Annotated in this window: 27 protein-coding genes; 24 read left to right on the top strand and 3 right to left on the bottom strand. The window is 58.5% G+C overall.

All coding sequences use genetic code 11. The features are described 5' to 3' along the window. Nucleotides 1-79 precede the first annotated feature (79 nt). The 20 genes from truA to Q390_RS0106070 all read left to right on the top strand — a co-directional run bounded on the left by truA (nt 80) and on the right by Q390_RS0106070 (nt 15,287). Nucleotides 80-913 carry a tRNA pseudouridine(38-40) synthase TruA gene (truA, locus tag Q390_RS0106165; RefSeq protein WP_027995272.1) on the top strand — a complete coding sequence of 278 codons (834 nt, stop codon included), beginning with the start codon at nt 80-82 and terminating at the stop codon, nt 911-913. Next, the gene (locus Q390_RS0106160) at nt 910-1,674 is read left to right on the top strand and encodes a phosphoribosylanthranilate isomerase (RefSeq protein WP_027995271.1); all 765 of its coding nucleotides are present in this window, start codon (nt 910-912) and stop codon (nt 1,672-1,674) included. The genes truA and Q390_RS0106160 overlap by 4 nt, the downstream gene beginning before the upstream one ends. Then, nucleotides 1,652-2,923: a tryptophan synthase subunit beta gene (gene trpB / locus Q390_RS0106155; RefSeq protein WP_027995270.1), complete on the top strand. Its 1,272-nt coding sequence runs from the start codon at nt 1,652-1,654 to the stop codon at nt 2,921-2,923. The genes Q390_RS0106160 and trpB overlap by 23 nt, the downstream gene beginning before the upstream one ends. Then, entirely contained in the window at nt 2,920-3,729 is an 810-nt protein-coding gene (gene trpA / locus Q390_RS0106150) for a tryptophan synthase subunit alpha (RefSeq protein WP_027995269.1), read from the top strand. Before trpB ends, trpA begins: the two co-directional genes overlap by 4 nt. Before the next feature lie 55 nt (nt 3,730-3,784). Then, complete coding sequence (gene accD / locus Q390_RS0106145; protein WP_027995268.1) at nt 3,785-4,657, top strand: acetyl-CoA carboxylase, carboxyltransferase subunit beta; 873 nt, start codon at nt 3,785-3,787, stop codon at nt 4,655-4,657. Nucleotides 4,658-4,853: 196 nt separating this feature from the next. Beyond that, the gene (locus Q390_RS17745) at nt 4,854-5,114 is read left to right on the top strand and encodes a type II toxin-antitoxin system RelE/ParE family toxin (protein WP_342666085.1); all 261 of its coding nucleotides are present in this window, start codon (nt 4,854-4,856) and stop codon (nt 5,112-5,114) included. 14 nt (nt 5,115-5,128) lie between these two features. After that, a complete protein-coding gene (locus Q390_RS0106135; RefSeq protein ID WP_027995267.1) occupies nt 5,129-5,434 on the top strand; it encodes an addiction module antidote protein in 306 nt (101 codons plus the stop codon). A gap of 276 nt (nt 5,435-5,710) precedes the next feature. Next, on the top strand, nt 5,711-6,634 hold the full coding sequence (locus tag Q390_RS0106130; RefSeq protein ID WP_027995266.1) for a helix-turn-helix transcriptional regulator: 924 nt from the start codon (nt 5,711-5,713) through the stop codon (nt 6,632-6,634). 8 nt (nt 6,635-6,642) lie between these two features. Beyond that, on the top strand, nt 6,643-6,978 hold the full coding sequence (locus tag Q390_RS19885; protein WP_051603079.1) for an SHOCT domain-containing protein: 336 nt from the start codon (nt 6,643-6,645) through the stop codon (nt 6,976-6,978). Nucleotides 6,979-7,206: 228 nt separating this feature from the next. Beyond that, nucleotides 7,207-8,028, top strand: coding sequence for a GTPase (locus tag Q390_RS17735; protein WP_051603078.1), 822 nt, complete (start codon nt 7,207-7,209; stop codon nt 8,026-8,028). Nucleotides 8,029-8,037: 9 nt separating this feature from the next. Beyond that, nucleotides 8,038-8,625 (top strand): hypothetical protein, encoded by a 588-nt coding sequence (locus tag Q390_RS0106115; protein ID WP_027995265.1) that lies wholly within the window; start codon nt 8,038-8,040, stop codon nt 8,623-8,625. 15 nt (nt 8,626-8,640) lie between these two features. Continuing rightward, nucleotides 8,641-10,386, top strand: coding sequence for a dynamin family protein (locus Q390_RS0106110; RefSeq protein ID WP_027995264.1), 1,746 nt, complete (start codon nt 8,641-8,643; stop codon nt 10,384-10,386). Nucleotides 10,387-10,474: 88 nt separating this feature from the next. Further along, nucleotides 10,475-12,127 carry a GTPase gene (locus Q390_RS0106105; RefSeq protein ID WP_156949845.1) on the top strand — a complete coding sequence of 551 codons (1,653 nt, stop codon included), beginning with the start codon at nt 10,475-10,477 and terminating at the stop codon, nt 12,125-12,127. Between the two features lie 19 nt (nt 12,128-12,146). Further along, a complete protein-coding gene (locus tag Q390_RS17730) occupies nt 12,147-12,413 on the top strand; it encodes a YkgJ family cysteine cluster protein (protein WP_084153805.1) in 267 nt (88 codons plus the stop codon). 119 nt (nt 12,414-12,532) lie between these two features. After that, a complete protein-coding gene (locus tag Q390_RS19880) occupies nt 12,533-12,886 on the top strand; it encodes a hypothetical protein (protein ID WP_156949844.1) in 354 nt (117 codons plus the stop codon). A 192-nt stretch (nt 12,887-13,078) separates the two neighbouring features. Continuing rightward, nucleotides 13,079-13,357 carry a type II toxin-antitoxin system Phd/YefM family antitoxin gene (locus Q390_RS0106090; protein ID WP_027995261.1) on the top strand — a complete coding sequence of 93 codons (279 nt, stop codon included), beginning with the start codon at nt 13,079-13,081 and terminating at the stop codon, nt 13,355-13,357. Continuing rightward, nucleotides 13,354-13,773, top strand: coding sequence for a type II toxin-antitoxin system VapC family toxin (locus Q390_RS0106085; RefSeq protein ID WP_211250422.1), 420 nt, complete (start codon nt 13,354-13,356; stop codon nt 13,771-13,773). Before Q390_RS0106090 ends, Q390_RS0106085 begins: the two co-directional genes overlap by 4 nt. Before the next feature lie 186 nt (nt 13,774-13,959). Beyond that, nucleotides 13,960-14,289 carry a hypothetical protein gene (locus Q390_RS0106080; protein ID WP_156949843.1) on the top strand — a complete coding sequence of 110 codons (330 nt, stop codon included), beginning with the start codon at nt 13,960-13,962 and terminating at the stop codon, nt 14,287-14,289. A gap of 25 nt (nt 14,290-14,314) precedes the next feature. Then, a complete protein-coding gene (locus Q390_RS17720) occupies nt 14,315-14,524 on the top strand; it encodes a hypothetical protein (protein WP_156949842.1) in 210 nt (69 codons plus the stop codon). A 61-nt stretch (nt 14,525-14,585) separates the two neighbouring features. Continuing rightward, a complete protein-coding gene (locus Q390_RS0106070; RefSeq protein ID WP_051603076.1) occupies nt 14,586-15,287 on the top strand; it encodes a HEPN domain-containing protein in 702 nt (233 codons plus the stop codon). A 92-nt stretch (nt 15,288-15,379) separates the two neighbouring features. On the opposite strand, the gene Q390_RS0106065 is transcribed toward Q390_RS0106070, so the two are convergent. Next, nucleotides 15,380-15,928: a YggT family protein gene (locus tag Q390_RS0106065; protein ID WP_027995257.1), complete on the bottom strand. Its 549-nt coding sequence runs from the start codon at nt 15,926-15,928 to the stop codon at nt 15,380-15,382. A 67-nt stretch (nt 15,929-15,995) separates the two neighbouring features. Between Q390_RS0106065 and Q390_RS0106060 the strand changes: the two genes are divergently transcribed. The 4 genes from Q390_RS0106060 to Q390_RS0106045 all read left to right on the top strand — a co-directional run bounded on the left by Q390_RS0106060 (nt 15,996) and on the right by Q390_RS0106045 (nt 20,039). Continuing rightward, entirely contained in the window at nt 15,996-16,634 is a 639-nt protein-coding gene (locus Q390_RS0106060) for an LON peptidase substrate-binding domain-containing protein (protein ID WP_027995256.1), read from the top strand. Between the two features lie 83 nt (nt 16,635-16,717). Beyond that, nucleotides 16,718-18,271, top strand: coding sequence for a lysine--tRNA ligase (gene lysS, locus Q390_RS0106055; protein ID WP_027995255.1), 1,554 nt, complete (start codon nt 16,718-16,720; stop codon nt 18,269-18,271). 17 nt (nt 18,272-18,288) lie between these two features. Next, a complete protein-coding gene (locus Q390_RS0106050) occupies nt 18,289-19,326 on the top strand; it encodes a GGDEF domain-containing response regulator (protein WP_037472303.1) in 1,038 nt (345 codons plus the stop codon). 59 nt (nt 19,327-19,385) lie between these two features. After that, the gene (locus Q390_RS0106045; RefSeq protein WP_027995253.1) at nt 19,386-20,039 is read left to right on the top strand and encodes a mechanosensitive ion channel family protein; all 654 of its coding nucleotides are present in this window, start codon (nt 19,386-19,388) and stop codon (nt 20,037-20,039) included. 46 nt (nt 20,040-20,085) lie between these two features. On the opposite strand, the gene Q390_RS17715 is transcribed toward Q390_RS0106045, so the two are convergent. Beyond that, a complete protein-coding gene (locus Q390_RS17715; RefSeq protein ID WP_211250421.1) occupies nt 20,086-21,135 on the bottom strand; it encodes a hypothetical protein in 1,050 nt (349 codons plus the stop codon). Nucleotides 21,136-21,273: 138 nt separating this feature from the next. Beyond that, nucleotides 21,274-22,368 (bottom strand): beta-N-acetylhexosaminidase, encoded by a 1,095-nt coding sequence (nagZ, locus tag Q390_RS0106035; RefSeq protein WP_027995252.1) that lies wholly within the window; start codon nt 22,366-22,368, stop codon nt 21,274-21,276. Between the last annotated feature and the right edge of the window lie 7 nt (nt 22,369-22,375).

Below are 22,375 nucleotides of genomic sequence, written 5' to 3'. Positions count from 1 at the left end.
CACAGGTCACGACGGCGCCTGTCAGGCGCCGTCGCACCTTCCCCCACTCCCTTTTGCACAGCCTCATCAGCGCCACGCCATGACACACAGAATTGCACTGGGCGTCAGCTACAACGGCAGCCCCTACCACGGCTGGCAAAGCCAGTCCTGTGGCAACACCGTACAAGACAAGCTGGAAGCAGCCCTGGCCAAATTTGCCACCCAGCCCATCAACATCCTGTGCGCCGGTCGCACCGATTCCGGCGTCCACGGCCTGATGCAGGTGGTGCACTTCGATACACCGGTGCAGCGCACGCCCGCCTCCTGGGTGCGTGGCACCAACGCCTTTTTGCCCAGTCCGATTGCCGTCCAATGGGCGCAGCCGGTGCCGCCAGCTTTTCATGCGCGGGCCAGTGCCACGGCGCGGCGTTATGCCTATGTGGTGCTCCAGTCCCCGGTGCGCCCCAGTGTGGATGCCGGGCGCGTCGGCTGGGTGTTCCATCCGCTCGACGGCGAAGCGATGCGGGCAGCGGCGGCGCTGCTGCTGGGCGAGCACGACTTCAGCTCATTCCGGGCGGCAGCCTGCCAGGCCTTGTCGCCCATCAAAACCATGCACCGCATTGACATCACACGCCGTGGCCCCGATAACGCTGATCACCCCGAGCCGGGCCAGGGCTGGAGCCCGTGCTACTGGCGCTTTGAGTTTGAAGCCAATGCCTTTTTGCACCACATGATCCGCAACATCATGGGCTGCCTGCTGGCGATCGGCCAAGGCACGCAGAGTGTGGACTGGCTGCGCGAGGTGCTGGCAGCACGCTCGCGCAAAGTGGCAGCACCGACGTTTTCGCCCGACGGGCTGTATTTTCAAGGCCCGGTGTACGACGCCCAATGGGGTTTGCCGACGCGCACCGCTGCGTATGATTGGCTGCCATGAACAGCCCCACCGCCCCATCCACCGCACCACTGACTCCCCTGCACCGCACCCGCATCAAAATCTGCGGCCTGACGCGCGAGCAGGATGTGGATGCCGCCGTGGCGGCGGGCGTCGATGCCATCGGCTTAGTGCTGTACGCGCCCAGCCCGCGTGCCGTCAGCGTCAAGCGCGCTGCCGAACTGGCCGCACGCCTACCGCCGTTTGTCACGCCGGTGCTGTTGTTCGTCAACGCGCCAACTCCTGAAATCATAGCTGCAACCGCATGTATATCGGGAGCTACAGTGCAATTTCATGGTGATGAAACACCCGAACAGTGCTGGCAGGCCAGCGGCCAGGGCGCGCGCCCCTTTGTGTGCGCCGCACGCATTCCCCTCGGAGCGGCAGGCGCGCAGTTTGACCTCTTAGAATATGCCCATGTTTACTCTCGCGCCCAAGCCATCCTGCTCGACGCCCATGTCGAAGGCTATGGCGGCGGCGGCAAGGCATTCCATTGGTCACTCCTACCTCCAAGCGTCGCCTATCACCTCGTTTTAAGTGGTGGACTCACGCCTGCAAACGTGACCGATGGCATTTTGCAGGTACGCCCGCGTTGCAAAACGCTGGCGGTTGATGTCAGCTCCGGCGTCGAACTGGACGGCCCCGATGGCCAGCCCCGCAAGGGCCTCAAAGACGCCGACAAGATCTATCGCTTCGTAGCCGCCGTGCGTGCGGCCGATGCCCAACTTGCGAATACCCACCATGGCTTCTTACCAACACCCTGACTCCTCGGGCCACTTTGGCCGCTACGGCGGCAGTTTTGCCAGCGAGACCCTGACCTTCGCTCTCAAAGAGCTGCGCGAGGCCTATGCCCGCTACCAGCACGATCCAGCGTTTATCGCTGAATTCAATTACGAGATGGCGCACTTTGTCGGCCGGCCCTCGCCGGTCTACCACGCGGCGCGCACCAGCCAGGAAATGGGCGGGGCGCAGATTTACCTGAAGCGCGAAGACCTGAACCACACCGGCGCGCACAAGATCAACAACGTCATCGGCCAAGCCATGCTCGCCAAACGCATGGGCAAGCCGCGCATCATTGCCGAGACCGGCGCCGGCCAGCACGGCGTGGCAACCGCCACCATCTGCGCGCGCTACGGCCTCGAATGCATCGTCTACATGGGCGCAGAAGACGTCAAACGCCAAAGCCCCAACGTCTATCGCATGAAGCTACTGGGCGCCACCGTGGTGCCGGTCGAATCGGGCAGCAAGACGCTGAAAGATGCGCTCAACGAAGCCATGCGCGACTGGGTAGCGAATGTGGACAACACCTTCTACATCATCGGCACCGTGGCTGGACCGCACCCCTACCCGATGATGGTGCGCGACTTCCAAAGCGTCATCGGCACCGAATGCCTGACGCAAATGCCGCTGGTGCTGGCCGAGCAAAACCTGCCCGCCCAGCAGCCCGATGTGGTGATGGCTTGTGTCGGCGGCGGCAGCAATGCGATGGGCATTTTCCATCCCTATATTCCGTTTGACAACGTGCGCCTGATCGGCGTCGAAGCCGCCGGCGAAGGTCTGGACACGCACAAGCACTCGGCCTCGCTGCAACGCGGCAGCGCCGGCGTGCTGCACGGCAACCGCACCTTCATCCTGCAAGACGACAACGGCCAGATCATGGAAACGCACAGCATCAGCGCTGGCCTGGACTACCCCGGCGTCGGCCCCGAACATGCTTGGTTGCAAGAAATTGGCCGCGCTGAATACGTCGGCATCACCGACAAAGAAGCGCTGGCGGCCTTTCACTACCTGTGCCGCACCGAAGGCATCATTCCGGCACTCGAATCGAGCCACGCCTTTGCCTACGCCATGAAGCTGGCCAAAGAAATGCGCCCTGACCAATCCATCCTGGTCAACCTCTCAGGCCGGGGCGACAAAGACATCGGTACCGTGGCCGACCTCTCGGGCGAAGATTTTTACGACCGCCCCTCTATGCGCGGGCTGGCGGTCAAAGGCGCAGAAAGCAAACCATGAGCCGCATCCAGACCACTTTTGAGCAACTCCAGGCCCAGGGCCGCACAGCCCTGATTCCCTACGTCACGGCGGGCTTCCCGTTTGCCGACATCACCCCGGCCCTGATGCACGGCATGGTGGAAGCCGGTGCCGATGTGATTGAACTGGGCGTACCGTTTTCTGACCCGATGGCCGACGGCCCGGTGATCCAGAAGGCCGGAGAAAAAGCCCTGGCCCTGGGCGTAGGCATGGTGCAGGTGCTGGCGCACGTCACAGAATTTCGCAAGCGCAACCACACCACCCCGGTGGTACTGATGGGCTACGCCAACCCGGTGGAGCGCTACGACCAGCTGCACGGCACGGATGCCTTCGTCAACCACGCCGCTGCTGCGGGCGTCGATGGCGTACTCATCGTCGATTACCCACCCGAAGAATGCGTCGATTTTGCCGCCAAGCTGCGCGCCAAAAACATGGACTTGATCTTCCTGCTGGCCCCCACCAGCACCGAAGAGCGCATGGCCGAAGTAGCGCGCGTGGCCAGCGGCTATGTCTATTACGTCTCGCTCAAAGGTGTGACCGGCTCGGCCGCGCTGGACACCAGCGCCGTCGAAGAGATGCTGCCGCGCATCCGCAAACATGTGCACATCCCCGTCGGTGTCGGCTTTGGCATCCGCGACGCCGCCACCGCCCAGGCGGTGGGCCGCGTGGCCGACGCCGTGGTGATTGGCAGCCGCATCATCCAACTGCTGGAAGACCAGCCGCACGAAAAAATCGTGCCCCTGGCCATCAGCTTTCTGCGCGGTGTGCGCAAGGCGCTCGACGCCTGATCTGCATGATCCGCTTGAGCCCCGCGCACTGTTAAAGCATTAAAAAGGAAACCCCATGTCCTGGCTTGAAAAACTCCTGCCCGCCAAAATCCAGCCCACTGACCCCACGGTGCGCCGCCAGATGCCCGAAGGCCTGTGGATCAAATGCCCCAGCTGTGAAAGCGTGCTCTACAAAACCGACCTGGAGCACAACCAGAGCGTCTGCCCCAAATGCGGCCACCACCACCGCATTGGCGCCCGCGCCCGCCTCGATGCCTTCCTAGACCCCGAAGGGCGCTACGAGATCGGCCAGGAAGTCATCCCCGTCGATGCGCTCAAGTTCAAGGACAGCCGCAAGTACCCCGAACGCCTGAAAGAAGCACTGGAAAGCACCGGCGAAACCGACGCCCTGATCGTTTTTGGCGGCGCCGTCAAAAGCATCAACGTCGTGGTGGCCTGCTTTGAATTTGACTTCATGGGCGGCAGCATGGGCAGCGTGGTCGGCGAGCGCTTTGTGCGCGGCGTCGAAAACGCCATCGAACAAAAAGTGCCTTTCATCTGCTTTACCGCCACCGGCGGCGCGCGGATGCAGGAGGGCCTGTTATCGCTGATGCAAATGGCCAAAACCAACGCCGCCCTGACACGCTTGGCCAAAAAAGGCCTGCCCTACATCAGCGTGCTGACCGACCCGACCATGGGTGGCGTCAGCGCCGGCTTTGCCTTCCTCGGCGACATCGTCATTGCCGAACCCAAGGCACTGATCGGCTTTGCCGGCCCGCGCGTGATCGAATCCACCGTGCGCGTCACCCTGCCCGAAGGCTTCCAGCGCGCCGAATTTTTGCTCACCAAAGGCGCGGTCGATTTCATCTGCGACCGCCGCGAACTGCGCAGCACCATCGCCAACAGCCTGGCCATGCTGCAACGCTTGCCGGCGGATGCGGTGGCGTAACAGTTACCCACCCCGCGCCCAGTCAAAACCGCCTTTCGAGGCGGTTTTTTTGCTCATTTTTTAAGAGCTGCTACCGCTTGACTGGAAAGGGCTAGAGGCTATTTTGGCTTAAAAATCAGCTACAAATCAGCCTGCATTTTGTATTCGTTCAACTACAATCAAAAGATGTACACGATCAAACGTATGCCCGAATTTGATGCTTGGCTGGATAGCATTAAAGACAGCATCTACCCGCAAACGCTTAGGCCTGCGTTTGCGTAAAGCACAGATGGGAAACTTGGGCGACTGCAAGCCTGTAGGTAGCGGTGTTTGGGAAATGCGCGAATTTTTTGGCCCTGGCTGGCGGATGTACTACGTGGAGCACAACGGTTTGTTGATCGTGATGCTCGGCGGCGGCGACAAGTCCAGCCAGCCTGATGACATCGCCAAAGCGATTGATTTATCGAAATGCCTTTGAACCGGAGACCCGATATGACCCACAAGATTGACATTGTTAAGCTGCCGGACTTCGACATCACCGAAATGCTGCAAACCGAGCAAGACATTGCTGAGTACCTGAGTCTGGTGATTGAAGACGGCGACCCGGCTTTGCTGGCAGCCACGCTAGGCGACATTGCCCGCGCCCGTGGCATGACGCAAATTGCGCAAGATGCCGGCATTGGCCGCGAGGCGCTTTATAAAGCACTGCGCCCCAACGCCAGCCCGCGTTTTGACACTATTTCCCGCGTCTGCAAGGCGCTGGGGGTCAAGTTGGTGGCTGTGCCTGCGGGTACATAACGCCGTATTGACTAGGCCGCGCCGCTGCGACCCACCAAAACCGCCCTCGAGGCGGTTTTTTATGCTCATTTTTTAAGAGCTGCTACCGCTTGACTGGAAAGGGCTAGAGGCTGTTTTAGCTTAAAAAATGCCGCTGCACTGCGCTGCGACACCACCTGTCGCACCTGCCTTCTACAGTCGGGCCAACACCCCATTAATCCTCCCTTGCAAGCGGTACGCAAGCCCAGCACCGCACACTCTTTGACACACTGAGCATCATTTTGTAAACCTCAACCCATGCCCACCGCTACCACCACCCCGCACCGCGCCAGCGCCAAAGGAGAAAAACTGGCCCAGCGCCTGTCCCACATCTTGGCGCTGCTGCACCAAGGCGACAGCCTGGACAAACACCAGTTGGCGCAGGCGTTCAACGTGGACGTACGCACCATCGAGCGCGATTTGGGCGAACGCCTGCATGGCATCGCCGAGCGCGGCCCCAACGGGCACTGGCAACTGGCGCACGCCGCCCGCAGCACCATTCCCACACGGCATTTGCACGACTACGCCCGCCTCGCCGGCACCGAGCGCTTGTTTCCCGATGCCAGCCTGCGCTACCTGCTAGAGCAGCTAGAAACCCCGGAACCCAAGCGCGCCATGCAAGTGCAAGCCACGCCGCAAGAGGATTTGCGCGCCCAAGGCCCGCACACCACGCACATCTTTGCCCTGCTGCAAGACGCCATCGAGCAGCGCCATGAATGCCAGTTCGCCTACAAAGCCAAGCCGCGCCACGCCCAACCCTACCGCCTGATCCACAAAAACGGCGTGTGGTATTTGGCCGCGATCGAGGGCGGTCTGCTGAAAAACTTCAGCGTCGCCTTGATCACTGAACTGACCGTGAACGAGACCAGCCGCTTTACTCCTGACCCGGCGCATCAGGACTACATCAACGCCAAGGACGACGTGTGGTTCACCCAAGGCACCACCGAAGTGCTACTGCGCGTAGCACCCGAGGTGGCTCACTATTTCGCCCGCCGCGCCCTGCTACCGCAGCAACAGCAGCGCGCCGACGCCGACGGCTCGCTGCTGGTGACCACGCACATCAACCACCCGAATCAGTTACTGCCTGTGGTGCGCTACTGGCTGCCCAACGTGCGCATCGTCAAGCCGGTGCAGTGGCATGAGGAGTTGGTGGCGGGGTTGCGGCAGGCGCTGGCATTGTGAGAGGTGTGATGCAACTGATTTTTTTACTGATCGTGCTGTTTGTGGTGGGCTGTTTGCTGTACGGCATCTACGCCGGCGTTTCTGCCATCGGGCGAATCGGTGCGCGCATAGGCGACCAAGAGCAGGAGCAGGAGCAGGAGCAGGAGCAGGAGCAGGAGCAGGAGCAGGAGCAGGAGCAGGAGTCGATGCCCTATTCATTGACCAATGGCGCAGAGATGCCCCCAAAAATCAGCCGAGATTACGTTACTGAACTCCAAGCCCTGTTTGCCCTGCATCAGAGCGGTGCGCTGACGGCGGAAGAGTTTGCGCAACTCAAGCAACGCCTTTTGGCAGAGATGAAGTAACGCCACAACAGTTAAGGATCAGTCATGCCAATACGTCCCAGTCCTGTTCGATACACCTGTGGCCGCTGCGCCCATCGCTGGTTTTTTGCGCCGATCAGCGATGTTTTGCACCAAAAACCGGGTGTCTGCCCGAAATGCAAACACGATCAGCCGTCGCAATCAGAGCCTGTCTCCTCCACCTACGCAAGCCTTCGCAATTGGTTTACAAAAATCTGAAATCCACTATTTATGAAAAAAACCTTCGATCTTAAAAATCGCTCAGAGCAGCTTGCGCTGAGTGCGTACTCAACGCCCAGCAAACCTATCATCGCAGTTTGCGGGCTCATGAATGCGGGAAAGAGCTATTTGCTCAATATGCTTACCCAGCATATTGAGCAAGAATATTTCAAAACTGCTGACCAGCGTGAAACTACTGCAAACAAAAAGCTGGAAACCCAGCACTACATCTACTTGGATACTCCGGGTCTCGATGCCAATACCCAAGACGATGCTCTTGCGCATCAAGGTATTGACGAGGCCGACATCGTGCTCTTCGTACATCAACCCCAAGGCGAACTGGATGCAAGCGAGCTGGCTTTTCTGCGCCAATTGAAAGGCCGATTCGGAAAGTCGGCCAAGCACAGTATCGCCATCGTCATCAGCAAGATCGACAAAGAGTCCGCAGCCAAAATAGATGCTATCGACAAGGAAATACAGAAACAGTGCCAAGAAAAGTTAGGTACTGTTTTCACCACCTTCCAGATATCGAACACCCGCTACAAAACCGGTATTAGTCAGCAAAAAAACGGGCTTGTTCAGGCTAGCCATATTGACACACTGCTACAGCACCTGAAAAAAATAACTCCAAAAATACACCAGTCACGCCAGAACAAACTAGCCGCGAGCATCGAAATACTGCGAGCTGAAATAGACACCTTGATACAAGAGCTGGGTAATGAAAAAACCCTCATACGAGAAAACATCAACGAGCAGTTTTCCCATTTCAATACGCAAATGGAGCAGCTACAGGCTTTCCTGAGCGAGAGCACATCCAACTTCAAAAAAATTTAAGGAACATTTATGCCCTTCCCTTTCCTGATTGGTGGCCTTGTCGCAGCCGCAGCCGCAGCAGTTGCCTACGCTATCAGCGATGACGACAAAAACGACAACGACAACGATAGCGATGAGGCAGAGCGCCGCCTAAAGGAGGCGGCAGAAAGAGAACGCAAGAAACGCGATCGCGCGCAAAAGCAGGAAGCCGCATACGAAGATTTTTGCAAGCAGGGCCGTGCCTTTGGCAAAGGCTTGGCACAGGCATTGCCTTCTGATTTGGTCGAAGCCATTTCGCGGAATGCTTTTAAGCTTGATTTCGACTTGAAAAAAGGCGCTAAGCCTATTGATATGGAAGAAGCATCCCGAAGAGATTCCTATCTTTTTGCCACCATCGATAGCCTAGAGAAAATTCTCACCAAGAGGGCATCGCGTCAGAAGATTATTGAAAATCTGGCCATCTTCTCTGAACTGTACAAGCCAGAATTTCAGTGCGGAGCAGCATTACAAGAAAAGGAAGCACGGGTTGCACGCATCAATGACGATATTGACACGCTGAAAAAAATCAAAGCCCAACTCATGAAGCTGGAAAAAGAAACAGCGTCCGCGCAAGCATAAGAAGACCGTCACACCATGACAGAAAAATCCATCTCCAGAGAAGCCTTACTGGCATCGTTTGGCACCCTAGCAACGCAATTCACCAGTTCACTGCAAGAAACCCAGGTGCTGGAGAAAACATTTGACGCCTCGCGTGCCAAACTGGTGGAGGCCATCTCCAGCCATTTGCAGAATGCACAAAAAAGCCTGCCTAAATCCAATCCATTACAAGCATCACTGAGCCACTTCGTGGTCACCATGGCGCAGACCAGCCGCGAGTGGGATGCCAAGGTGGCCGGGCGTCAAAAGGGTGTCAAATTTCGCCAGGGATTTGAAGATTCGCTGCTGGTTTTTGTCAGTGGCAAAGTCAAGTCTGGCAAAAGCTCTCTGGGTAACTACGTTGCCTGGGGTCATACCGATCCCACAGACGACATCAAACGCGAGACTCTACCTGAGCGCCACCCCACATATAAATCCCACGACAGGAAGAATGTAGAAGGGGGAGACAGCGATCAAGAGGCTGCAAAAAAGCGCGAATTCCGGGTAGGTGCTACCGAGGCAACCAGTTCCATCCAAAGTTTCAGCCTATCGGGTCTAACTTGGGTGGATTCGCCAGGCTTGCACTCTATGAAAGAAGAAAATGGCAATTTGGCCCGTGAATACTTGGATCATGCCGATTTGATCCTCTACACCATGAAGTCAGATGCGCCGGGACGCGCCAGCGATCTGGCTGAAATCCGAGACCTCATCTACAAAGAAAAAAGAACGCTGCTGTTGCTCACGGGCAGCGATGACATTGAGGAAGATATCAACGACAGCGGTGACTTGATTCAATGCATTGTCATGAAAGACGCTGAACGGCGTGCCAAGCAGCAAGACTATGTACGTGGGGAATTAAAGGAACTGCTAGGTTCCGACAAGCTGGAAATCGTATCCATCTCGTCGCGCTACGCCCAAGAGCGCGCTCATGACCCGGTTGCCTTTCTGGACAGTGGTATCGGCTCCTTTTGCGCAACACTGCAAGACATTTGCCAATCGGAAGGCGTCAAGATCAAGCAGCGTGTGCCCATGAAAAATCTGCACCATTTTCTGGGGGACTGCGAAAACGATTTGGTGCCCTACGAAAAGCTGATGACTGACTTCAGGCCGGCATTGCGGAAACTGAATGAAAGGTTGAAGAATCAAATCTCCCAGCACAGCCGTGAAGGTCAACACGATCTGAAACGCTTCATCGATACCTTTTTTGTCGGCTTGGAGAGCAACCGAGGGGATGCGGATCACATCACCAGTCAATTAAAAAATTTCAACAACAAGTTGGGAGAAAAGTTCCAGGAAATCGCTAATGAGCGAGTGCAAGCCATCGTGGATGATTTGACCAAGGAATTTCAATCCAGCGTCAAAAGCACCTACCAGCACAGCCTGTTAGCCCAGATTCCAGATTTCAAAATCGACACTATCACCGAACAGGTGGAAGCTGGCACACGCTCGGGTACAAAAAAACGCAATTCACTCTTGGGGACGATAGGTGGTGGATTAATTGGCTTTGTGGTCGGGGGGCCTGCGGGTGCGGCTATCGGTGCCGGGTTGGGCGGCGGGCTGGGAGGTGCCACGGGCGATAGCGCCAGTATTCGATACCGCGATGTTCAAATTATCGTAGGCGATAACTTGCAAGATATCCGGCGCAAGCTGCTGGACACCTACTGCGAAGCGCTCAATGCGCTGTTGGAAAAAACTCTACTGACTTATGGCAGGAGTTTGATGGCAGCATCCAAATCCTTTTGAAACAACTGTCCGCTGAAATTGAACAGTTCGATTCAGATTTGCAAAAAATCCTTAACAAGGCCCAACTCTCACATTGAATGCCAAGATCATGAAAATCAATTCCACCCAGCTGCTCAATGCCTACGAACAGGCGCGAAATTTCGCCGCGACTGCGCCAGAATCTGCTGCACCATTCATGCCTATTGAGCAGATTTTTGAAGAAAAAAAGCGTAAGCCAGATGCCTGCATCATGGTTTATGGCGTCTATAACGCAGGCAAAAGCACCTTGATCAATGTGCTGCTGGGCCGGGAAGAGGCAGCAATGGACGACATTCCCTTGACCGACCAAGTAACGGCTTACGCTTGGGATAAATACAGCATTCTCGATACCCCTGGCGTGGATGCGCCCATTGCCCATGAAGACGTGACCAAAGCCCAGATGCTCAAGGCAGACGCAGTCATCTTTGTGGTCGATCCACTGGGCACAGTGGAAGAAGCCAAGACGCTGGAAGTGCTGGTGGATTTGCTGGCGGAACACAAGCAGGTGTTCATGGTATTCAACGACAAAAAGGGCTTAAGTGATGAGGATTACATCAAGCTCAAAAATCAGACCCGCGAACAACTCCAGCGGATTGCCACACTGCGCGGCCTTGACAATATCCTTAAGGAAATTCCCATTGTCAAAATCAACGCCAAACGCGCCCTGCTCGGGCAATTGAAGGGCAAACCTGAATTGGTGGAATTAAGCGGCTACCCCGCCTTCAAAAATCAGCTGATAGATTTCTTAGATGGTATTTCGCCGGACGATGTGTATAACCGTATCAAGTACCAACTTGTAGAGTTTTTGAATGCACAGGTGCAAGCGCAAGGTAGCCAGCAAGGCAGTACCGATATCTCCAAAAAATTTGACAAATTTCTGCGCCAGATGGTTCGGGAGAAATCAGGGCTGTCGTCTGAAATCGTGCATGAAATCGATAGAGAACGACAAGCGATTTACGAAAAAACCAAGCGCGCCCTGCGCACCAGCCCAGAGGATTGCCAGCAGAAAATCGAGGGCATCATGCAGCAGGCGAGCGAACAGATGCAAAGGCACCTGAGCAACCGACTACAGGAGGTTGTTTCCATCGCACAACAAGATATTGAGGAGTTGCAAGCCGCCATGCCCCAAGTGGGGCAATACACCCGTGAAGGCGAGATTCCAGCAATAGAGAGCGCACCAGACTTGGAGCAGCTTATGCCCCGAACGCAAAAATCCTCCGGCATTTCTGCCGAAATGGCAGCGCAGGCTTCTAAACAAATGGCATCGATGGTCAGGCCAGAGCATATCGTCAGCACACTGAAAACAGTCAAAGAACTGCTGCCATCACTGATGAAGGGCATTGGCCCCAAGACCATGGAAAAATGGGCTGGCACTGTGATAAGTAAATATATTCCTTATGTTGGAACAGTCGTCACGGTAGGGACGGCTCTGTGGGATATGTTCTCCGATGACCCCGAAGAAAAAGCGATGCGCCAGCAGTTGGAAGCACAACGCCTTGCGCGTGAACGGGCAGAGCAGCAAATGGATGATTTTTCGCAAGAACTGGCTGATGGCTTCAAACAATTCATGCGCGCCAACATCCTGCAAGAAATTGATGTTTTTTTTGCCCAGTTGAATGCTCAAGTAGACAAGCTGCGAGAAGGTTTTAGCGATACCGAAAGACTCGCCAGCGAGCGCTTACAAAAATGGGTGACTATCCAGCAGCAGGCATTGAGTGCGTGACAACAGCATCCAGAGCCGGATGACTCCATTCCCCTGCACCCAATGCGGTCTATGTTGCCAGCATGTTCACATTGCCGATGAAACACAGTTTCTGGATCGTGGCGATGGAACGTGCAGGCATTACGATATGGCACGTAAATCCTGCACCATTTATGAAGAACGGCCAGATATTTGCCGCGTGGATCGGATGTATGCGCTGCGCTATGCGCACAAGTACGCATGGGACGAATTTGTCGCCTTGAACCTTCAGGTGTGTGCCAGCCTGGAAAAGCCATCAAATAAATAGCTGCTTACGCTTAATGCGTAAGCCCTAGAGCCATATTTGGCATTAACTTTTTATGCACCTTGCAGAGCCACTGTTTGCTGCTAAAGCTGACAAGCCACATCCCTGCCTCCCGGTAACCTATGCAGTCCAACGCACCACCTGGACTGCCCATACCCGCACAACTCTCCTCCCGTGATACCGCCCACAGCCTAGCAACGCTTTCCCAGCGCCACCAAGCCCTTATCACCCGGCAGCGCAACGCCTTCACCCTGCGTATGCACCGCGCCCTGAGCTGGATGCAGCGCGCCGAGGCGGCTGGGGGTGATGACGACGTAGCGTTTGTCTGCCTGTGGATTGCATTCAATGCGGCCTACGCGCAGGACGCGGCGGGCAGTATAGACAACATCTCCGAGCGCCAGACGTTCCGCGATTTCGTGGGGCAGGTGTGCCAGCTCGATGCAGACAAAGCTCTGGCGGCGGATGCGGTGGCGTAACAGAGTCGTCCAGCCAAAACAAAAACCGCCTTTTTGAGGCGGTTTTTGTTTTGGCGGAGCAATTCAATTACTATCAAATAAATAGCTTCTAGCGCACGTATCTAAAGGGCTAGAGACTTATTTTGCTTAAAATTACCCCCGCCCCGCAAAATATGTCATAACATACAAGCATATTTTAGAAAGGGGCTTGCCATGGCGATCCACACCTTTTCCAGTCGAGACTTCACCCGCGATGTGTCAGCCGCTAAACGGGCGACAGCGCAAGGCCCGGTGTTCATCACCGACCGGGGACGGCCAGCGTTTGCGCTGCTCAAAATTGAGGACTACTACCGCATCACCCACCAAAGCGAGCCGTCGTTTTTGAGCGTGATGGACGGCATTGATGGCGGCAGCGGCAACGGCATAGACATCGACTTCGAGCCGCAGCCCGCCCACATCCAACTGCGCCCGGTCGAGTGGGGGGACGAGTGATGTTTGTGCTCGATACCAACGTCATTTCTGAACTGCGCCACGGCAAGCCCCAGCAGTCCGAGGCAGTGCGCCAATGGGCGGCGCAGCAGGTGACCAGCCAGCTGTTTTTATCGGCCATCACCATTCTGGAATTGGAGCAAGGCATCTTGCTGCTAGAGCGGCGCGTACCGCCCCAAGGCAGTGCGCTGCGCAGCTGGCTGGCGGGAGTGCGCGCCGCTTTTGCTGGCCGGGTGCTGCCTTTTACCGGCGACACCGCCGCCCTCTGCGCCGCGCTGCATGTGCCCGACCCGCGCTCAGAGCGCGACGCCATGATTGCCGCCACCGCTTTGGAGCACGGCTTTACCGTGGTCACGCGCAATACGCAGGATTTTGTCGATACCGGCGTGGCGTTGCTCAATCCATGGAAAAGTATTTAGCACTAATTTGATAGCTACTAGCGCATGTATCTAAAGGGCTAGCGGCTGATTTGGCTTGAAATCAGCTCTCTAGGCAGCCTTTCCACCCATCCACAGCGACACCAGCTGTCGCACCGCCTTCTTACAGTGGTGACTCCCCCGCCTATGGCTGAAATCAAGCTGCTAGCGTCACCCCAAGGAAGCTCTATGGATTTGTCAACGTTTTTAGAGGCACACCAAGCCCAATGGCCGCTGGGCAAGATGCAAACGCTGCACCAGACCCACCAAATCGCACTTGGCAGCACCTTGGTGCACCCGCTGCAAGAGAGTGATTTTCTGCGCACGGCCAACTTCATTCAGCTGACGATTTGCCGGCCGAAGTGCTATGCACTGCTGCTCAGGGATATTCGAGAATTCACCAAGAAAATACTCGCTATCACGCCGGCAAATGAGCATTTCAATTTGGACGTGGAGGAGTCCGAAATGCAGGAAAAGGCCATCACCCTACGCATCTTGGCGGTGCAATTGCATGTTTGACGAACTTCAAAATTAAGCCATGGCCATGCGACCTCCCCCCATGCACTACACCTGCCGCGCCTGCGGCTGGAGCAAGACCGTAGCCCCGCTCAGCGATGCGCTGGGGCCGGGCGATTTTTACAGCGCCTGTCCCAAGTGCCGCCATACGCCGCTGGAGGCGCAGCGCGCAGCGGCAAGCGCAGCGCTGGGTGATTGGGGGCAATCGGTCGAAAGACTGTGGAAGTCGCTGCGATAGGTTTTGACCATGGAAACGTCAAGCATGATGGTGCCTCCCCGACACCCTCTCTGGACTGACCATGACTGCACTTCCCCCTGCTTCTAGCAACGCCCTGCACCTTGCCGCACTGGTCCAGCGCCACAAAGCGCTGATAGCCGTGCAGCGCAATGCCTTCACGCTGCGCATGCACCGCGCCCTGAGCTGGCTACAGCGCGCTGAAGCCGAGAAGGGTGACGACGATCTGGGCTTTATGTGTCTGTGGATTGCCTTCAACGCCGCCTATGCACAAGACACGGGCAGCCATACCGACAACGCTTCGGAGCGGCAGACATTTCGCAGCTTCGTCGGTGAAGTCTGCCGGCTGGATGCAAACAAAGCGCTGCCGGCGCTGGTCTGGCAGGTGTTCCCTGGCCCGATCCGCGTTTTATTGGACAACCAGTACGTGTTTCAGCCCTTTTGGGATGCGCTCAACAACCCACGCGCCGACGGCAGCACGCCGACGCATTGGCGCGAGGTGTTTGACGACGCGCGCCAGCGTGTGCACCGCGCCCTGGCACAGCAGGACACGGAAAAGGTGCTGTACGAGGTGTTTGTCCGCCTGTACACGCTGCGCAACCAGCTAATGCACGGCGGCGCTACCTGGAACAGTTCGGTCAACCGCATCCAATTGCGCGATGGTCGGGAACTGCTGACGCGGGTGCTGCCGGTGATGCTGGGTGTGATGATGCAGAATCCGGCCCACTTTGAAGGCAAGCCGTTTTATCCGGTGGTAGCAAACTGACCGGGCGAACCGGCAGTCTTTACTATTAGAAATCGTGCTATCAGCGCTTGCGCAATAAACACTGCCAGCACATTTGACTGGTATTTTCCAACTCAAGGCAGCAGGCTGGCCTGCACATGTCCCAGCACGATCAGCGCCACCTGCAGCAGCACCAGCAGCACCAGTGGCGACAAGTCCAGGCCGCCCAACTGCGGCAACACCCGCCGCAGCGGGCGTAGCAGGGGCTCGCACAGGCGCGCAATCACCACAGAAATGGGCGAATGCGCCTGCACCCACGACATCACCGCATACACGATCAACAGACCGATCATCAGTGTCAGCGCCACCTGCACCAGTCCACACACGGCCAACCAAGGCAGCCACTGCCAGCCGGCACCCGCGCCCAGTACCAGCCACAGCAGCACGTATTGCGCCAGTTCGACCAGCGCTGCCAGCACCAGGCTGGCCCAGTCCCAACGGCCCCAGGTAGGCAAAATGCGGCGCAATGGCAGTACGCCCCAGTCCGTGAACGCAAAAATCAGCCCGCCGATGGGGTTGTTGAACGGGATGCGTTGCCACTGCATATAAATACGCAGCAGGCAGGCACTGCACAGCAAGCCGGCGGCGACATTGAGTAAAAGAGAAACAATCTGGTAGAGCATGGTGGGGTGGGTCCTTGTGAACGTGGACACGTTCCGAGTGCATCGCGCCATGGGATGATAGCCATCCATGACGCAGCCTCTCACCCTGAAGTCCTTGCCGCTGTTTCCGCTCGATACCGTGCTCTTTCCGGGTGGCACGTTGGCGCTGCGGGTGTTTGAAGTGCGCTACCTCGACATGGTGCGCAAATGCCACCAGGCCGGCGCGCCGTTTGGCGTCGTCAGCCTGCGCAGCGGGACCGAAGTGCGCCGCGCTGGCGCGCCCCAGGAACAGTTTCACTGCATCGGCACGCTGGCCCACATCGACCAGCTGCAAACGCCGCAACCGGGCCTGCTGACCATCAGCTGCCGCGCCAGCCAGCGTTTTCGGATTCTGGCGCGCACCCTGCTGGCGCATGGCCTGTGGGTGGCCGACATTGAGCAGCTGCCGGACGATCTGCACATCCCCATTCCCGACGACCTGGCGCCTTGCGCCACCGCTCTGGCCCAAGTGCTCGCCACCTTGCGCCAACGCGATCCCCAGGGCAGCACAGCCACCACACCCACGCCGGCACAACTGCGCGACAGCGGCTGGATTGCCAACCGCTGGTGTGAGCTGCTGCCGATAGCACTGCCCCTGCGCCAGCAACTGATGGAGCTAGACAGCCCCCTGGTGCGGCTGGAACTGGTCAGCGACGTGCTGGAGCGCAACGGCATTGCACCAATCTAAGAACCTGTTTGCGATCTAACCCATAAAATCGACGGTTTGGCTGCTCTCAGCCCTCTTTTTTACGTCCCGCACCGACGGCACCCATGTCTGACCAAAACCTTGCTCCCGCTCCCGCCCTCCCTGAGGAACACCAACTCATTGCCGAGCGCCGCGACAAGCTGAACGCTTTGCGCGCCGCCCACGCCCAAGGCACTGCGGGGGTACCGTTCCCCAACGACTTCAAACCCCAGCACCAAGCCGCTGGCGTGCACACCCTGCACGGCGACACCAGCGCCGAAGCGCTGGAAGCCCAGCCCGTCCACCTGAGCGTGGCCGGTCGCATGAGGCTCAAGCGCGTCATGGGCAAGGCCAGTTTTGCCACCGTGCAGGACGGCTCCTTGGGTGCCACCGGCGGGCGCATCCAGCTCTACATCACGCGCGATGCGATTGGCGAAGAGTTGTACGCCGCTTTCAAACACTGGGACTTGGGCGACATCATTGGCGCCGAGGGCACAGCCTTCAAAACTAAGACCGGCGAGCTGTCGGTCAAAGTGACCTCGCTGCGCCTGCTGACCAAGAGCCTGCGCCCGATGCCCGACAAGTTCCACGGCATTGCCGACCAGGAAGTCAAATACCGCCAGCGCTACATCGACCTGATGACCGACGAGACGGCGCGCCAACGCTTTGTGGCGCGCAGCAAGGCCGTCAGCAGCCTGCGCCACTTCATGGTGCAGCACGACTTTTTAGAGGTCGAAACACCGATGCTGCACCCGATTCCGGGCGGCGCCAACGCCAAGCCGTTCACCACGCACCACAACGCGCTGGACCAGGAAATGTTCTTGCGCATTGCGCCCGAGCTGTATTTGAAGCGCCTGCTGGTCGGCGGCTTTGAGCGCGTGTTTGAGATCAACCGCAACTTCCGCAACGAAGGCATCTCGGTACGCCACAACCCCGAGTTCACCATGATGGAGTTCTACGCGGCCTATTGGAATTACCGCGACCTGATGGACTTCACCGAAAAGCTGGTGCGCGACGCGGCTATGCAGTCCAACGGCACGCTGCAACTGAGCTACCAAGGCCGCGCGGTCGATTTGAGCCAGCCATTTGCCCGCATGACGATTTGCGAAGCCATTGCCGCGCACACCGAGGCCGGCCCGCACGTCAACGACGCCGAGTGGCTGACCAACGCCCTGAAAAAGCTCGGTATGACCGAAGCCAAAAACAAGCTGTCCGAGCGCACGCTGGCCAGCCTGCAAGTGCTGTACTTTGAAGAAACCGTGGAAGAAAAGCTGTGGCAGCCCACTTTCATCATGGAGCATCCAACCGAAATCAGCCCGCTGGCACGCGCCAACGACGAGCGCCCCGAAGTCACCGAACGCTTTGAGCTGTACGTCACCGGGCGCGAGTTTGGCAACGGCTTTAGCGAGCTGAACGATGCCGAAGACCAGGCCGCACGCTTTCATGCCCAAGTCAGCGCCAAAGACAGCGGCGACGACGAGGCCATGTACTTTGACCACGACTTTGTCTGCGCACTCGAATACGGTATGCCGCCCGCCGGCGGCTGCGGCATCGGCATTGACCGCCTGATGATGCTGCTGACCGACAGCGCCAGCATCCGCGACGTGATTTTGTTCCCGGCACTGCGCCGCGAAGTCTGAGCCCAGCGGCCACTGCCATGCCCACCCTCACCCCCTCCGTGGCTTCGGCCGCCCTGGCATCCGATCCACCGGTCACCGGCCCCTTCAAAGTGCTGGTGGTGGAAGACCAGGACTCCGTGCGCGCGGTACTGGTGGGCCAGCTGCACCACGCCGGCGTCGGCCATGTGCTGGAAGCAGCCAACGGCCATACTGCGCTGGAGCTGTTTCGCCAGCACCGGCCCGATCTGGTACTGCTGGATATCAAGCTGCCCGGCAACGATGGCTACTGGGTGGCACAGCAAATGCGCATTGCCGAGCCGGGCGACTGGACACCGATCATCTTCCTGTCGGGCCTGGACAGCGACCTGGACGTCTGGCGCGGCATTGAGGCCGGCGGCGACGACTACCTGGTCAAACCTGTCAAGCCGATCGTGCTGGTGGCCAAGCTGCGCGCCATGCGCCGCTTGCTGGACATGCGCCGGCGCCTGGTGACGATGACGCAAGAACTGCACATGGCCAATCAGCGGCTGAACGCCATGGTCGAAGTGGACGCCCTCACCGGCCTGGTGAACCGGCGCGGCTTTGACCGCATGCTGCACCGTGAGATTCTGGCCGGGCGGCGCGATGGTGCGCCGCTGACGCTGATGCTGTGCGACCTGGACCATTTCAAGCGCTACAACGACTCACTGGGCCATGTGCAGGGAGACCACTGTCTGCGCGAGATTGGCCGGTTGCTGCGCGAAGTGTGCGTGCGCCCGCGCGATGTGGCAACGCGCTACGGCGGTGAAGAATTTGCCCTGATCCTGCCCAACACCCCCCGTTCAGGCGCCATGACGTTTGCCCGCGCACTGTGCAAAATTCTGGATGTGCGCGCCATCGCGCACCCGGACTCGCCTTTGAGCAACTTTCTGACCCTCTCGGGCGGCATCACCACCTGCATACCCGACAGCCATACCAGTGCCGAGAGCCTGATCATGCGCGCCGACCAGGCTTTGTATGCGGCCAAGGCCCAGGGACGCAACCGCTTCTTCAGCTTCGAGATGCAGATGGACACTTTCGAGCAGCGGACGGGCTGATGCGCAACGCGTTCTCTTTTACGGGCGCTGCGGCGCCCGGTGCTTTTTTCGGGCCGGCCATGCAACGCTCCCTGAAGTTGTACGTGCCCGAATGGGCGCAGGACTGGCTTGACATCCTGGTTCCGGGCCTGCAAATGTTGCTGATCTTGGTGGCGGCCATGCTGCTGCAGCACTTTGTGCGTCGCCTGATCAAGCGCGCTGGCCACCACTACCAGCTCCCGCGCGAACTGCTGGTGCCACTCAATGGCCTGCTGCGCTGGACTATTCTGATCAGCGCCCTGCTGCTGATGCTGGAGCGCCTGGGGGTGTCGGCCACGGTGCTGTGGACCGCCTTCACCGGCTTTGCCACCGTCGGCGCTGTGGCCTTTTTTGCCGCCTGGAGCGTGCTGTCAAACCTGTTTTGTGCACTGCTGATTTTTACCGTCGGCCCGTTTCGCATCGGCGACACCATCGAGCTGCTCGACACCGCAGAAAAACCCGGCGCCCGGGGCCGCGTGCTCGACATCAACTTGCTCTACACCACGCTGGAGGACAGCACCGCCGAGGCCTGCGGCGCACTGCTGCAAATCCCGAATTCGCTGATTTTTCAGCGCGTGGTGCGACGCTGGAAGGCTGGACAGAAAGTGCCGGTGCGGACGCCTACCGGGACGGCAGAACCCAAGCCGGCAACTGAACCTGAGCCGGTTCACGGCGCCAACGTACTATACAAATAATAGCTCGAAGTGCTTACAAACAGGCTGTTTGAAGCACTTTTGATCATTAGCCTCGGTCGGCCTGCTTTTTGACAGCTGCTTTGACGGGCCGTGTGGTCGGTTCTTTGACCGACTCTGTGGCCGCTGCTTTTTTACGCCGGATGCAGTAGTAGTAGGCATTGCTACCGTGGGGATTCAAATTGGGCCGTACCCGGTTGTCCAACTGCGGCTCGGAGGAGTAATACATGCCCGAGTTGAGGTGGTAGAGCGCGTTTTTTTTCAGCTCGACACCACCGTGGTAAATGCCCGAGGTCTCGCCCACTTCCAATTCTTCTAGCCCGGGCAAACCAGCACCTTGCGATTGGCAATAACGCCGTGCCACGTCCAGCGACACCAACTGATTGATATGGCTGGGCGCAGCGTTCAACCATTCGCGGTCGGGCATGGGGTTTTTATGCGGTGCCAGGCGGTTGCCATAAAAATAATTGAACCACTCCAGCGCCAGTGCGGCGCCCACTTGCGTCACCGGACCGGTGACGGTGAAGCTTTGCGACTCGCCGCTGGAGAGCTTCACCAGCGTGCCGGTGAGCTGCACAAAACTGCCACCCAACTGGGTGTAAGTCAGGTAAGCCACGACGTTGATCTGGCTGGCCTTGGCCTTCAGCGCGTCCAGCGCCTTGGCGTCCAGCGCGGCGGGGCGCTGCAGTTCGGCCGGGGTGATGCTGGCAAATTCAAAGCGCAGTTTGGGCGTGCGGGTATTGATGTTTCGGGCCAGGCGGTCCAGTTCAGCAATCACCTGCACATTGAGGCTGCGCCCCAATTCATTGACCGAGCGGCGATCGTGGTGCGTTTGCAAGGCATCCACCGCTTGCAGCGCCGCCAGAATGGCGGCCGGATCCCCCTGCGCTTCATGCAGATTGGAAAATATCTTGCGGTCGCCAGCATATTCATCAAAATCTGACGCCCGGATCACCGGAATATTCGGCCAGACCAGAAACTGCCGGTCAACCGGGTCCCTGAAGTCGGCCGCGTGCGCCCAGCCCGGCAACAACACCGAGGCCAATACGGCCAGCATGGCCCCCCAGAAGCGTGAAACCCATCCCGACGAATACGACATACAAGCTTGCTTTCTCGACTTTTTTGCACATGGCACAGCACCCGCTGGCCCACGGCTGGCGCTGCAGACAGGACTACCCGCGTTAATTTTGCCGTACCGGCCACGGCGCCAAAGGCCGATATGCACGGCAGTTAGCGGCTAGTTAGGCAGCATCTCCAGCGCCTGCAGGTAGGCGGGCTGGAACATCAGATCGTCCCAAGCCAGCGGCAGGGTTTGCGGCAGCAGCGCCACCCGCCGCGCTTCGCTGTCGGCGCTGGGCTGCCAGCGGCCCTGTTGTTGCTGTGCGGACAAACCGTCGAGCAGCTCGTCCACCGCCATGCCCTCGCCCAGACTTTGGTTGCACAGTAGCACCAGATCACAGCCGGCCTGCAGCGCCACCACCGCCGCATCGGTGTAGCTGACCAGTGCACCATCAATGCGGCGCGCGCCTTCCATGCTCAGGTCGTCGCTGAAGATGGCGCCGTCAAAACCCAGCTGGCCGCGCAGGATGTCTTGCAGCCATTTGCTGGAGAAACCCGCTGGACGCTTATCGACCTTGGGGTAAATCACGTGCGCTGGCATGACGCTGGTCAGCGTGCTGCGCAGCCACGGGTACGGCGCGGCGTCCTCGGCCAGCAGCGCAGTCAGGCTACGCGTATCGACCGGCACTTCGGTGTGCGAGTCGGCCTGGACGAAGCCGTGCCCCGGAAAATGCTTGCCGCAATTGGCCATGCCGGCCTGCAACAGACCGTGCATCAGGCTCTTGGCCAGCAGCGTGACCACGCGCGCGTCGCAGTGGAAAGCCCGGTCGCCAATCACGCCGCTCTCACCCCAATCCAGATCCAGCACCGGCGTGAAGGAAAAATCGACGCCGCACGAGCGCAGCTCGCTGGCCAACACATAGCCCGCCGCCGTAGCGGCGTTGGTGGCGCGCAGTGCGCCGCTGCCGACCACCGCTTTGGCACCTTTGCCATCGTTCATCCACATTTTTCCCAGCGCCGCCATCGGCGGCAGGTGGGTGAAACCGTCCGAGCGAAAGCGCTGCACGCGCCCGCCTTCGTGGTCTACGCAAATCAGCAGGTCGTCACGCACCGCCTTGATGGCGCTGGTCAGCTCCAGCAGTTGGGCGCGGTTGTGCCAATTGCGCGCAAACAGAATCACGCCGCCGGTCAGCGGGTGCGCCAGGCGGCGGCGGTCGGTGGCGCTCAGGGTGGTGCCGGCAATGTCAAGAATCAGGGGGGCGTGTTCGGTCATGGTGGAG

The sequence above is a fragment of the Simplicispira psychrophila DSM 11588 genome, from assembly GCF_000688255.1.
Taxonomy (GTDB): Bacteria; Pseudomonadota; Gammaproteobacteria; order Burkholderiales; family Burkholderiaceae_C; genus Simplicispira; species Simplicispira psychrophila.
Note: the sequence above shows the minus strand (reverse complement) of the source record. Positions and strands in the feature narration are given on the sequence as shown.